Raw genomic sequence first — 12640 nt, 5'->3', positions numbered from 1 at the left:
CCGATGCGGTGTCATGTCCGCTTTTCGACCTCCCCTGTCCGGTTCCTCGCGCGGGTCACACCGCCCCCCTTGGGCGGCTCCACCGCGCCATGCCCAACCCGCACTCGCACCCAGCGCCCCGCGCCCGCCGTGGCTCACTGTGGTCGGGGCCCCTCAGGCGCTGTCCGGTATCGGCAACGGCCGCTTCTCGATCGCCGCCGCCATCACCTCGGGGAAGAGGTCGGGCGTACAGGCGAACGCCGGTGCGCCGAGGGCGGAGAGGGCCGCCGCGTGCTCGCGGTCGTACGCGGGCGCCCCTTCGTCGGAGAGCGCGAGCAGCGTCACGAACTGCACCCCCGACGCCTTCATCGCCGCCACCCGCTTCAGCATCTCGTTGCGTATCCCGCCCTCGTAGAGGTCGCTGATCAGCACGACCACCGTCTCGGCGGGCCGGGTGATCTGCGACTGGCAGTACGCGAGTGCCCTGTTGATGTCCGTGCCGCCGCCGAGCTGGGTGCCGAAGAGGACGTCGACGGGGTCGTCGAGCTGGTCGGTGAGGTCGACGACCGCCGTGTCGAAGACGACGAGACGGGTGCTGATGGACCGCATCGACGCGAGCACCGCCCCGAACACGGACGCGTAGACGACCGACGCCGCCATCGACCCCGACTGGTCGATGCAGAGGATGACTTCCTTCTTCACCGACTGCGAGGCCCGGCCGTACCCGATCAGCCGCTCCGGCACCACCGTGCGGTACTCGGGCAGATAGTTCTTCAGGTTGGCCGCGATCGTGCGGTTCCAGTCGATGTCGTGATGGCGGGGCCGGGTGACTCGGGCACTGCGGTCGAGGGCACCGGTGAGAGTGGCCCGGGTGCGGGTCGCGAGCCGCTTCTCCAGGTCCTCGACGACCTTGCGCACGACGGCCCGTGCGGTCTCCTTCGTCGTCTCCGGCATGGCCTTGCTGAGCGAGAGAAGGGTGCCGACGAGATGGACGTCGGGCTCCACCGCCTCCAGCATCTCCGGCTCCAGCAGCAGCGTGGAGAGCCCCAGCCGGTCGATGGCGTCGCGCTGCATGACCTGGACGACGGAGGAGGGGAAGTACGTCCGGATGTCCCCGAGCCACCGCGCCACCGACGGCGCCGACGCCCCGAGTCCGGCCGAACGGTCCCTCCCGGCCTGTGGCTTGTCCCCCTTGCCGTACAGCGCGGTCAGCGCCTGGTCCATCGCCGCGTCCCGTCCGCCGAGCGCACACCCGGTGCCGTCGGCCGAGTCCCCGCCGAGCACCATCCGCCAGCGCCGCAACCGCTCGTCGGCCGCGTCCCCGCGCGGGCCCTCCATGGCCCCCTTCGCCCCGTCCGCGATCCCCTTCGTCGTCATCCGCGCACCCCCGTACGAGGGCGGGCCCAGAGCGGCATCACCGGCACAGTCGTCGTCGGCCTGTCACCCGACCGGTTCCCCGGCGCGTGGCCGTGCGCGTCCCCGGCGGCCACCGTTTCGGCGACCCGCCCTGTCTCCCTCAGTCCGTTCGTCGTCATCCCGCCACCCCCGCAAGCTCGTTGTCATCGATGTGCGCCCGGTCCTCGTCCAGGCCGAGCAGCAGCCGCACCACCGGCAGCACCGCGTCCGCGCGCTCGCTGTCGAGCTCGTCCGCGAAGCCCGGTGCGCCGGAACCGCCGACCGCTGCCGCGCTCCCCCGCCCGGGTCCGCGCCGCACCAGTTCGCCGAGCGTCCTGCGCACCCCCGGCTCGTACGCGGAGAACGTCCGTCGCAGCAACGGCAGTACGTCCGTGAACGCGTCCCCCGGCACCCCGGTCAGCCAGGCGTCCACCAGTCCGAGGAGCCGTTCGTCGTGGACCAGCAGCATCCCGCCGCCCGAGCCGCCGCCGACGAACCCCTCGATCCAGGAAGCCGCGTCGGGCGGCGCCGTGCCCGGCGACAGCACGAGCCCCATGAGCCGGGCCGCCTCGTCCTGCCCCAACTCCCCGTCGTCCAGGAGGATTCGTACGGCCCGGCCTCGGATGACACCCGGCACGGTGTCCCGCCCGGAGAGCACCCGCAGCACGGAGTGCCAGCGGTCGGGCAGGTCACCGTGCCCGGCGCCGACGGCCTCACCCAGCAGACCCACCGCTGCGTGCACCGCGTCCACATGGCGGCGCATCTCCTGTGCCGCCTCCGCGTCGAGCGCGGCACAGGCCGGCGGCAGCCCGACGAAGATCCGCTCGGCGAGCCCGGCGGCGACCTCCGACAGCGCCCGGGTGTCGGTGGCGCGGACGTCGCCGTAGCGCAGGGACCTGACCAGGGCCGGGAGCGCCTGGGCGAGATGGGCGACGTCGGTGTCGAGGGCGGCGCGGTCGGCGAGAACCCGCATCACCAGGGGCAGCGCGTCGGTCAGTTCGGCCAGCAGACAGTGCTCGGCGAGTGCGGTGATGTCGGCGAGCGACTGGGCGGAGAAGGCGTCCGCCTCGGCCTTCGCGGTCGCCGCCGCGAGCACCGTGGTCCCCCACACCCCGGCCTCGGCGACCCGCACCGCGAGCTCCGGCTCCCAGCGCAGCCGCCAGGTCTCCCGGAACGTCCCCGTGCTGCTCCGCGACACCGCGGGCTCGCCCCACTCGATGCCGAGCAGCCGCAGCCGGTGCAGGAGACGGCTGCGCTCCGCGTCGTTCTCCTTGCGCAGGTCGAGCTCCAGCTCCCGTTCCAGCGCCTCCGGCCTGAGGCGCAGCCGCCGCTGGAGCCGCGCCAGGTCCCGCTGCAACGGAACGGCCGGCGCCGCCGCGGGCACCTCGCCCAGTACGTCCCCGACCACCAGCCGGTCGTGCACCAAGGACAGCGGCACGTCGGAGCCCTCGCACATCACGGCCCGTACGGCGTCGGTGGTCTCGGTGAGGCCGGGAAGGGGGCGGCCGCGCATCGCGGCCAGCGTCTCGGCCAGCCGTACCGCCTCGATGACATGCGCGGAGGACACGATGCGGTCCTCCTCACGCAGCAGGCCGGCCACCTTGGTCAGCCATCGCGCCACGGGACGGTCGGGCGCGCCGAACAGATGCCCGTACCAGCCCGGTGAGTCGATACCCGCGCCGTAGCCGCTGGCCCGGGCCAGCCTCCGGTGGGTCCAGGGCACCCAGGTCATGTCGGTCTTGACCTTGGGCAGCCCCTTCAGCAGGGCCCGGTCGGCGGCGATCGTCCGCTTCTCCCGCAGCGCCGGCACATGCCAGGCCCCGCACACCACGGCGACTTCGTCGTCCCCGAACTCCTTCTGCGCGGCCCGCACCTGCAAGCGCATGTACGCCTCGCGCACCGGGTCTCGGTCGTGGTCCCCGGTCCCGTACACCTCCCGCAGCGCGCCCATGGCCTCCTCCAGCACGGCGAACGGTGCGAACGCGTTCCCGCCCGTGCCCCGGTGCTCGACGACGTCCTCCCACCAACGCTCCGGGTCGTCGTAGCCGGCGGCCTCCGCGAGCGCGGCCAGAGGATCGACCCGAACCGTGTCTCCGCCGGATGCCGGGCCGTCGTCCCCGGCGTTCCCCTCGACCGGTTCACCACCGCCTCCCCCGGACCGCTCGTCGGCCCCGTCCGGGACGGTCTTCCCCTGCGCTCCCTGAGGCGGCGCCTCCGCCCCCGCTGCCGGGCCCTCCGCCGCCGAGGTCGGTCCGTGCGGCTCGGCGGCCGCAGCGTCGTCCCTGCCCCAGGCCAGGGTGTGCGTCGCCGGGAGGTCGATGAAGCGGGCGGGGACCGCTTGCTCCAGGGCCCAGCGGATGGCCACCCACTCGGGGGAGAACTCGGCGAACGGCCAGAAAGCGGACCGGCCGGGCTCGTCGACCGCGTGGGCGAGGAGAGCGACCGGGGGCCGCATGTCCTCGTCGGCAGCCAGCGGGATCAAGGCGTCCGCTTCCGGTGGGCCCTCGATCAGCACGACCCGGGGCCGGGCCGCCTCCAGCGCGGCCCGCACCGCCCGCGCCGAGCCGGGCCCGTGGTGCCGTACGCCGAGGAGCAGTGGCCCGGCGCCGGGCCGCCGCGCGCTCTCCCGGCGCTCCTGCTGGGCCGTCACGCGCTCACCTCGCGGCAGGCGCGGTAGAAGTCGGTCCAGCCGTCGCGCTCACGCACGACCGCTTCCAGGTACTCCTGCCAGATGACGCGGTCGGCGGCCGGATCACGGACGACGGCGCCGAGGATGCCCGCGGCCACGTCGGAGGGGCGCAGGACGCCGTCACCGAAGTGGGCGGCGAGCGCCAGCCCGTTGGTGACGACGGAGATCGCCTCGGCGGTGGAGAGTGTGCCGCTGGGCGACTTCAGTTTCGTACGGCCGTCCGCGGTGACGCCGTCGCGCAGCTCGCGGAAGACGGTGACGACACGGCGGATCTCGTCGATGCCGTCGGGCGCGGTCGGCAGGTCGAGGGAGCGGCCGATCTGGTCGACGCGTCGCGAGACGATCTCGACCTCCGCGTCGGCGCTCTCCGGCAGCGGCAGCACGACCGTGTTGAAGCGGCGGCGCAGGGCGCTCGACAGGTCGTTGACCCCGCGGTCGCGGTCGTTGGCCGTGGCGATGAGGTTGAAGCCGCGGACGGCCTGCACTTCCTGCCCCAGCTCCGGGATGGGCAGGGTCTTCTCGGACAGGATCGTGATCAGGGTGTCCTGGACGTCGGCCGGGATGCGCGTCAGCTCCTCGACACGGGCGGTCATGCCCTCGGACATGGCGCGCATGACGGGGCTGGGCACGAGGGCGTCGCGGCTCGGGCCGTGGGCGAGCAGCTGCGCGTAGTTCCAGCCGTAGCGGATCGCCTCCTCCGGGGTGCCGGCCGTGCCCTGCACGAGCAGGGTCGAGTCGCCGCTGACGGCCGCCGCGAGGTGCTCGGAGACCCAGGTCTTGGCGGTGCCGGGCACACCGAGCAGCAGCAGGGCGCGGTCGGTGGCGAGGGTGGTGACGGCGACCTCGACGATGCGGCGCGGGCCGACGTACTTCGGTGTGATCACCGTGCCGTCCGGGAGCGTCCCGCCGAGCAGATACGTGGCGACCGCCCACGGCGACAGCTTCCAGCGGACCGGGCGGGGACGGTCGTCCTGGGCGGCGAGCGCGGCCAGTTCGTGGGCGAACGCGTGCTCGGCGTGCGGGCGCAGTTCCTCGCCGCCGGCGGGCGCACGCTCAACACGCGCATCCGTGTGCGTGTTCGCGGGCGCGGACTGGTTGCGGCTCGGGTCGACAGTGGTCGTTTCTACGGACGCAGGCATGGCTGAGTCCCCCTCCAGCTCGGCCGGTTCGGATCTGCTGACCACACTGCACCACGCCACTGACAATCCAGTCTGACCTGCGGAAATCCGTTGGCGCAAGCCAATTGTCAGTGGTGGGATCTACCTTCGAAACATGACTCAGCAGGGGGTGCGCTGGACGGCTGAGCAGGTGCTGGCACTGGCACCTGACGCAGCCTCGCGCAAAGCCGGAAGCAAACTCGCCGCGGCCGGACCGTGGTCGCAGGCGGGCACTTCGGACGAGGGGACGGTGTGGGGACTGTGCAAAGGCAGTGGCAGCAAGCCGTATCAGACTGTGGTCGACGTCGCGGACTCATCCGGGCCCGCGTACAAGTGCAGTTGTCCGAGCCGCAAGTTCCCGTGCAAGCACGCACTGGGGCTGTTGCTGCTCTGGGCGGGCGACGCCGGTGCGGTGCCGCCTGGGCAGGCGCCGGACTGGGCGGAGCAGTGGCTGGAAGGCCGCCGCAGGCGCGCAGCGGAGAGGACGACGAGGACGGGCGCGGCATCTGGGGCCACGTCCGCTGACCCCGAGGCGGCGCGTCGCCGGGCCGAGCGACGCGCCGAGCGCATCACCGCGGGCGCGACCGAGCTCGAACAGCGCCTGACCGACCTGCTCCGCGGCGGCCTCGCCGCCGCGGAGCAGGCGGGGTACGGCCTGTGGGAGGAGACGGCCGCCCGTATGGTCGACGCGCAGGCTCCCGGACTCGCCGCTCGGGTCCGGGAGCTGGGCGCCATACCGGGATCGGGCGCAGGGTGGCCGGTCCGGCTCCTGGAGGAGTGCGCCCTCCTCCACCTTCTCGACCAGGGCTGGCTGCGCCGCGACAGCCTCCCGGAGGGTCTGGCGGCGACGGTCCGCTCCCGCGTCGGCCTGCCGGGCTCCGCCGATGGCCCACCGGTCCGCGACAGCTGGCTGGCCCTCGCCCAGTACGACACGTCCGACTCCCGCCTCACCACGCGCCGTATCTGGCTTCACGGCGCCGAGTCGGGCCGTACGGCTCTGCTCCTGTCCTACGGGGCCGCCGGCCGCGCGCCCGAGCTGTCGCTTCCGGTGGGCCTGGCGTTCGAGGCGGAGGTGTCGGCGTACCCGGGCGGCGGGCAGCTCCGAGCGGCGCTGGGCCAGCGGTTCACGGCGCCCGCACCGGCGGACATACGGCCTGCCGGAGTGACTCCGGCCGAGGCGGCGGCCCGTTACGGCGAGGCCCTGCGCGACGACCCGTGGCTCGACTCGTACCCGGTCACGCTCACCCGCGTCATCCCCACCCCGGACGGCGACTCCTGGCAGTTGACGGACCCGGACACCGACCTGGCGCTGCCCATCACTCCGTCCGCCCGCGCACGCCCCGGCCTGTGGCGCCTCGTCGCCCTCTCCGGTGGCGCCCCCGTCACCGTCTTCGGCGAGTGCGGCCACCGCGGCTTCAGCCCGCTGACGGCATGGGCGGAGGGGCCGTCGCGACAGGCGGTGGCCCTGTGCTGAGGGACCGCGACACCGAGCGCCCTCGCCCCGGCCGACCGACCGGACCCGCCCACCAGGCCGTCCCCGCACGGAAGGAACCCTCATGACCAGCACGTCAGCCGCCCCGGTGGGGCCCGCCTGGGAGGAACTCGTCACCTCGGCACTCCTCGGGACGGACCGCCGTACGCCCCCGGTGCCGGCGTCGGATCGTGCGGCACCCGTGGCCCTGCTGGACGCGGCCGCGGTGGAGACCGTTCGGCGCAGGGCGGGGCTGCGCGCGGTGCGGGCGGCGGCCCGACCGCAGCCCGCCGCGCCGGACGGGCGGCCCCCGCTGCCGCCGGCCGCGGCACGCCGACTGGCGACGCTCCTGACGGACCGGCCCGGTACGGGAGCCGGCCGCCGGGGGGCGGCGCCTGACCTGATGGAGCTGCTGCCCCAGTGGCTGGCACTGGCCAACGCGCACGGGTACGCGGCGCCGCCGGAGACGCTGCCCGCGCTGCTGGACGCGGCGCGCGGCCGTACTGATCTGCGGACCGCGGCCCTGACCTTCGCGGGCACGCGTGCGTTGTGGCTGGCCAGGCTGAACACGGACTGGCGTTTCGCGCTGCGGGCCGCGCCGGGCGGCGGTTCGACGCTGCCCGGCCCGGACGAACGGGAGCGTGTGCAACGCCTCTGGCAGGAGGGCTTGTTCGCCGAACGCGTGGCGCTGCTCACCGCCCTGCGGACCCAGGACGCGGCGACCGCACGGGAGTTGCTGGCCGCGACCTGGTCGACGGAACGGGCCGAGGACCGGCTGATGTTCCTCGACTCTCTGCGGACGGGGCTCGAAGCGGCGGACGAACCCTTCCTGGAGGGGGCGTTGGCCGACCGTAGCCGCAATGTGCGGGCCACAGCGGCCGAGTTGCTGTCGGCGCTGCCCACCTCGGCTCTGGCCGGCCGGATGGCGCGCCGGGCGACCGCGTGCGTGGCCCTGGACCGCACGGGCGACACGCCCACGATCGTGGTCGAGGCACCGCACGAGTGCGACCCGGCCATGGAACGCGACGGCATCCAGCCCAAGGCACCGACCGGCCGGGGGGAACGGTCCTGGTGGCTGGGCCAGCTGGTGGAGGCGGCACCGCTCGACGCCTGGTCGGCACGGCTCGGCGGCCGTACACCGGAGGAGATCGTGGCCCTGCCGGTCGCGGACGACTGGCAGGCGGAACTGCACGGCGCCTGGTGCCGGGCGGCGGTGCGCCAGCGCGAAGCCGGCTGGTCACGGGCCCTGTTGGGGCCGCCCGCCACTCCCGAGGCGGGCGGGCCGGGGGCCGTGTCGCTCGCCGAGCGGGCGAAGCTGCTGGCGACGTTGGACGCCGGCGAGCGGGCCGAGTGGGTGGCCGGGTTCATCGGCACGCACGGCCTGTCGGAGGCGTTCCAACTGCTCGGCGTGTGCGACGTCCCGTGGGCGCCGCCGCTGGGCCGCGCCGTGGTGGACGCCCTCGACATCGCACGGGAGGCCGGGAGTTACCCCTGGAGCTTCAGCGGGGTGATGGGCCTGGCCGAGCGATGCCTGGACCCCGACGAGGCCGCCCGACTCGAACCGCTCACCGCGGCCACGGACGAACCGGAGGACGCGGCGCCCGGCGCCGGGGGCTACTGGGCCGAGGCGTTCCAGCGACTGGCGACGACGTTGCGGCTGCGCGCGACGATGCGAGCGGAGTTGGCGTCGCCGGACACGCCCAGCGCCTCATAGCTCGGGGCAGCGGCGTGCGTTGGCGGGTGCGGGTGGGGTGTGGTTTCTCGCGCGGTTCCCCGCCCCCCTGAAAAAGCGGGGGCTGCGCCCCACGCTTTTCCCTGAAGGGGCCCGCAGGCCCTCCCTTCAGGGCTTCAGGGGCGCAGGGAGACCTGCCCTGGCCCCCGCAGGGACGGCTACGCGCCCGCCGGCTGCCGCACGTTCGCCCGCACCCAGTCCACGATCGACGCCGTCGTCGCCCCGGGCGTGAAGATCTCAGCGACCCCCTTCTCCTTGAGAGGCGCGATGTCGGCCTCGGGGATGATGCCGCCGCCGAAGACGAGGATGTCCTCGGCGTCACGCTCCTTGAGCAATTCGATGACGGCCGCGAAGAGCGTGTTGTGGGCGCCCGAGAGAATGGAGAGCCCGATCGCGTCGGCGTCCTCCTGGATCGCGGTGTCGACGATCTGCTCCGGCGTCTGGTGGAGACCGGTGTAGATGACCTCCATACCGGCGTCGCGCAGCGCCCGCGCGATCACCTTGGCCCCGCGATCGTGGCCGTCGAGTCCCGGCTTGGCCACCACCACGCGGATCGGACCGGCTGCCACACCCATCACTGCCTCCATGAAACGACTACACCCATCCGTAACAGAGCACGGCCGCCAATACTGCACGTACCGCGAAAACCGCACATATCACTACCCGCCGCACCGGGCATGCCCGCATGTCATCAGTCCCGCAGAACAGCCACCCGCACCACATACCGGGGAAGTGAACGAACGTTATCCCCAGCATCCCGCAACCGGCAGTTTCACGGTGCAGACCGAGGGGGAAATCACACGGTGGGACACATTCACCGCGCACTGTTCCCGGATCTCGCGGCTCACGCGTCGCAGGGATCGAGGTGCCACGACAACCGCCGGGCACCTCAGCCCCCGCGCCGCGCACGTCACGAACGGGAGCAGGCGCACAGGAGGGCCGTCAGCAAGGCGCCGCACCACCCTCGCCGTTCACGGGAGCCACGGCGATGGAGGAGCGACGCCGGACGGTGGATGGCAGGACAAGCGGGGCCATGAGGAGGATCGACGGCTCCCGTAGCGTGACCGGTGCATCACGCACCGCTTACGCACCACGCGTTGCACCGATCGGAGGCATTCGGACAGCCCGGATGTGCGCGGACGCACCAGGCGTCGCAGATGATCCGGCATCGTGTCCACGCCGCCCGCCGCCCGCACCGCCGGCTCTCCACTAGGGCATACGGGGGACGCCGGCCGTCCGGCCGTCTGCCGACGGGAGGGTCGGGCATGAAGGTCACCAGGGCGGCAGCGCCCCTTCTTCCGCTCTGCGAGCGGCTCCTGCCCACCAGGCTGGCCGGACTCTCCATGGCCCTCCTCAAAGCGACCGCCCTGGAGCTGGCGATCCTCGCCGGACATCTGCTGCTCTACCCCTCCGGGATCGCCCAGGAGCGCCGGACCGCACCGGCGCCCCCTTCGACGGACGCACCCCGGCTGCCGACGGAGGACAAGCCACCTGTCGTGCTCCTGCACGGCTTCATCGACAACCGCTCCGTGTTCGTCCTGCTGCGCCGCGCCCTCGCCCAGGACGGCGGCCGGCACCTGGAGTCCCTCAACTACTCGCCTCTGACGTTCGACATCCGCACCGCCGCCGAGCTGCTCGGCCGGCACATCGAGGACATCTGCGAGCGCACGGGCCGGGAGCAGGTGGACATCGTCGGGCACAGCCTGGGCGGACTGATAGCGCGGTACTACGTGCAGCGGCTCGGCGGCGACCACCGCGTCCGTACGGTCGTCACTCTCGGCACCCCCCACGGCGGCACCCAGGTCGCGCCCCTCGCGAACGCGCACCCGATCGTCCGGCAGATGCGACCGGGTTCGGACGTACTGGAGGAGTTGCGTGAGCCGGCACCGGGCTGCCGTACTCATTTCGTGGCGTTCTGGAGCGATTTCGACCATGTAATGGTTCCGGTGGAGACCGCCTGCATCGACCACCCGGACCTCATGGTGCGGAACGTCCAGGTCACCGGCATCGGTCACCTCGCGCTGCCCGTGCACCCCACCGTCGCCACGGAGATCCGCCAGGCGCTGGACTCGGCTCCGACCGCGACCCGCCCCGTCGCACACCCGGGCGGCCTGACCGTCGCGTGACAGCAACCGCGGCACGATCGCCCCGGCACTCCCACTGCCTCCACTGAAGCACTGTCGCGGTGTGACCAGAGCGGACATACCTACCTAAACGCGGCGCACCTCCGCGCGCCCTTGCCGTGCGCCGGATCCGCGACACCCTTCCGCTCGGCATCCGCGCGCCCCACGGGCGGCTCACCCATGCGCCGAGAAGCGCCCGAACCCCGGAACTCGGCCGCCTCACAAGCCCCACACAGCCGCCGATTATCGAACAGACTTCGAACGCAAAACCAAGCTCGTACCCACAGACCGCCGAAAGACGCTCGAATGCCCGTTTCCTGCGGCTGTGAAACCCGTTGAAGATTGTCGCGCCCGCATACCGCCGGGTACAGTCGCCGCACTGCTCTGCCAGCCCCTGTCGTCGAGGCGAAAGAGAAGTTGGTGAACGATCGTCACCCGTCGGGGACCGCAACATCCCCGGCTGCGGCCTCCGATGCCGACCCGGCGCAGTACGCGTCGTACGGCCACCAGGGAGCCGGTTACGGCGACTTCACCACGTACGGCGATTACTCCGCCACCGGTTTTGACTCCGGCACGAGTGCCCGGTCAGGCGCCACCGGAACCTTCGAGACCGACCCTCTTTTCGGTGACCTTCCGGGCAACGACCCGGGTACCGGCTCCTACGACGCCTCCCAGTGGTCCACGGGCAGCCACCAGACGCTGAACTACGACCCGTACGCCGCGCAGCACCAGGCCGCGTACGACACGGGCAACTACGACGCGACGTCCTGGTCCACCGGCTACGGGCACCTCGCCCAGATCCCGGCCCAGTCGCCGGGCCCGGACACCAGCGGCCAGTGGGATGCGAGCGGCTGGCTCCAGGCCGAACAGCTCGGCCGGACGGAACAGCTGGACGCCGATGAAACCCAGCAGTGGGTCGGGGTCCAGCACTTCGCGACCGGCGTGTTCGACGCCACGCAGTGGAACACCGACGGCGCGTCGGCCTCCGACGAGCACGACGGCGTCGCCTCCGAGTCGTACGACCACGGCGACAGCGCCCCCGAGTCGCCCGAGGCGCACGAGCACCCCTCCCCCGAAGCCGTGGACTTCGCCCAGCAGGCGACCGCCACCTTCGAACAGATCGCCCCGTACGACCAGGACCAACCCCTGCCCGGAAACGGCGAGTTCGAGCCGGGCGACGCAGACCGCGCCGCGCTCCTCGACGACCAGGAAGAGGTCACCCCGATCAGCACCGGCAGCGCGAGCCCGGGCCGGGCGGCCACTCGCGCGGCCTCACGATCACGTCGTCGCGCTCCGGCCAAACGTTCCGCCCTGCTGACCGTGGCCGTTCCGTCGGCATGCGTCATGGGTGTCGCGGGCATCGCGGCGGCCTCCGTCGGCGTCGGCGGAGGCGAGACGGAGACCACGGCGGCGACCAAGTCGGACGCCACCGCAGTGAAGCCGTCCACCGCCAACAACCAGCTCGACACCCAGCTGGAGAACCTCTCCGCCGAGGCGGACGACTTCGCCGACCGGGCGAGCCGCACGCAGGAGCGCATCGACCTCAAGGCCCAGCAGGAGCTGGAGCAGAAGAAGGCGGCAGCCGAGGCGGCGCGCAAGGAGCGACTGCGGCCGAAGTTCGCGCTGCCGGTCGCCAAGCACGGGCTCAGCGCGTACTACGGGCAGTCCGGCGTCAACTGGATGTCGCTGCACACCGGGATCGACTTCCCCGTCTCCTACGGCACGCCGGTGATGGCCGCGACCGACGGCACCGTGCGCACGCAGTGGAACCCTGCCTACGGCAACATGGTCATCGTGACCGCCAAGGACGGCACCGAGACCTGGTACTGCCACCTCTCCACGTACAAGGTCGCCTCCGGTGCGACCGTCAAGGCCGGAGACGTCATCGCCTACTCGGGCAACTCGGGCAACTCGACCGGTCCGCACCTGCACTTCGAGGTCCACCCCGCGGGCGGCTCGGCCATAGACCCCCTGCCGTGGCTGCGCAGCCATGGACTGGACCCGACATAACCGGCACACCGCACAAAGTCGGCACATGACTCGGGCCCCTGCTACGCAGGGGCCCGAGTCATGTCGCCGGAAGCTCGTCGTCGA

The 12640-nt window shown here is 72.7% G+C and carries 8 protein-coding genes; 4 read left to right on the top strand and 4 right to left on the bottom strand.

Annotated elements, in window-relative coordinates:
- Window positions 1–153 precede the first annotated feature (153 nt).
- The 3 genes from ACZ43N_RS23535 to ACZ43N_RS23525 form a co-directional block, all read right to left on the bottom strand.
- Complete coding sequence (locus ACZ43N_RS23535) at window positions 154–1356, bottom strand: vWA domain-containing protein (RefSeq protein WP_468100089.1); 1203 nt, start codon at window positions 1354–1356, stop codon at window positions 154–156.
- 154 nt (window positions 1357–1510) lie between these two features.
- Window positions 1511–4024 (bottom strand): DUF5682 family protein, encoded by a 2514-nt coding sequence (locus tag ACZ43N_RS23530; protein ID WP_468100087.1) that lies wholly within the window; start codon window positions 4022–4024, stop codon window positions 1511–1513.
- On the bottom strand, window positions 4021–5202 hold the full coding sequence (locus tag ACZ43N_RS23525; RefSeq protein ID WP_468100085.1) for an ATP-binding protein: 1182 nt from the start codon (window positions 5200–5202) through the stop codon (window positions 4021–4023). Before ACZ43N_RS23525 ends, ACZ43N_RS23530 begins: the two co-directional genes overlap by 4 nt.
- 133 nt (window positions 5203–5335) lie before the next feature.
- Between ACZ43N_RS23525 and ACZ43N_RS23520 the strand changes: the two genes are divergently transcribed.
- On the top strand, window positions 5336–6694 hold the full coding sequence (locus ACZ43N_RS23520) for an SWIM zinc finger family protein (RefSeq protein WP_468100084.1): 1359 nt from the start codon (window positions 5336–5338) through the stop codon (window positions 6692–6694).
- A gap of 82 nt (window positions 6695–6776) precedes the next feature.
- Complete coding sequence (locus ACZ43N_RS23515) at window positions 6777–8405, top strand: DUF5691 domain-containing protein (RefSeq protein ID WP_468100082.1); 1629 nt, start codon at window positions 6777–6779, stop codon at window positions 8403–8405.
- Between the two features lie 176 nt (window positions 8406–8581).
- On the opposite strand, the gene ACZ43N_RS23510 is transcribed toward ACZ43N_RS23515, so the two are convergent.
- Window positions 8582–8998 (bottom strand): cobalamin B12-binding domain-containing protein, encoded by a 417-nt coding sequence (locus tag ACZ43N_RS23510; protein ID WP_468100080.1) that lies wholly within the window; start codon window positions 8996–8998, stop codon window positions 8582–8584.
- Window positions 8999–9688: 690 nt separating this feature from the next.
- Here ACZ43N_RS23510 and ACZ43N_RS23505 point away from each other — a divergent pair.
- Both ACZ43N_RS23505 and ACZ43N_RS23500 read left to right on the top strand, forming a co-directional pair.
- Window positions 9689–10549, top strand: coding sequence for a lipase family alpha/beta hydrolase (locus ACZ43N_RS23505; RefSeq protein WP_468100078.1), 861 nt, complete (start codon window positions 9689–9691; stop codon window positions 10547–10549).
- 417 nt (window positions 10550–10966) lie between these two features.
- Window positions 10967–12556, top strand: coding sequence for a M23 family metallopeptidase (locus ACZ43N_RS23500; protein ID WP_468100077.1), 1590 nt, complete (start codon window positions 10967–10969; stop codon window positions 12554–12556).
- Window positions 12557–12640: the final 84 nt, after the last annotated feature.

Source organism: Streptomyces sp. NPDC030814 (assembly GCF_055572155.1).
Note: the sequence above shows the minus strand (reverse complement) of the source record. Positions and strands in the feature narration are given on the sequence as shown.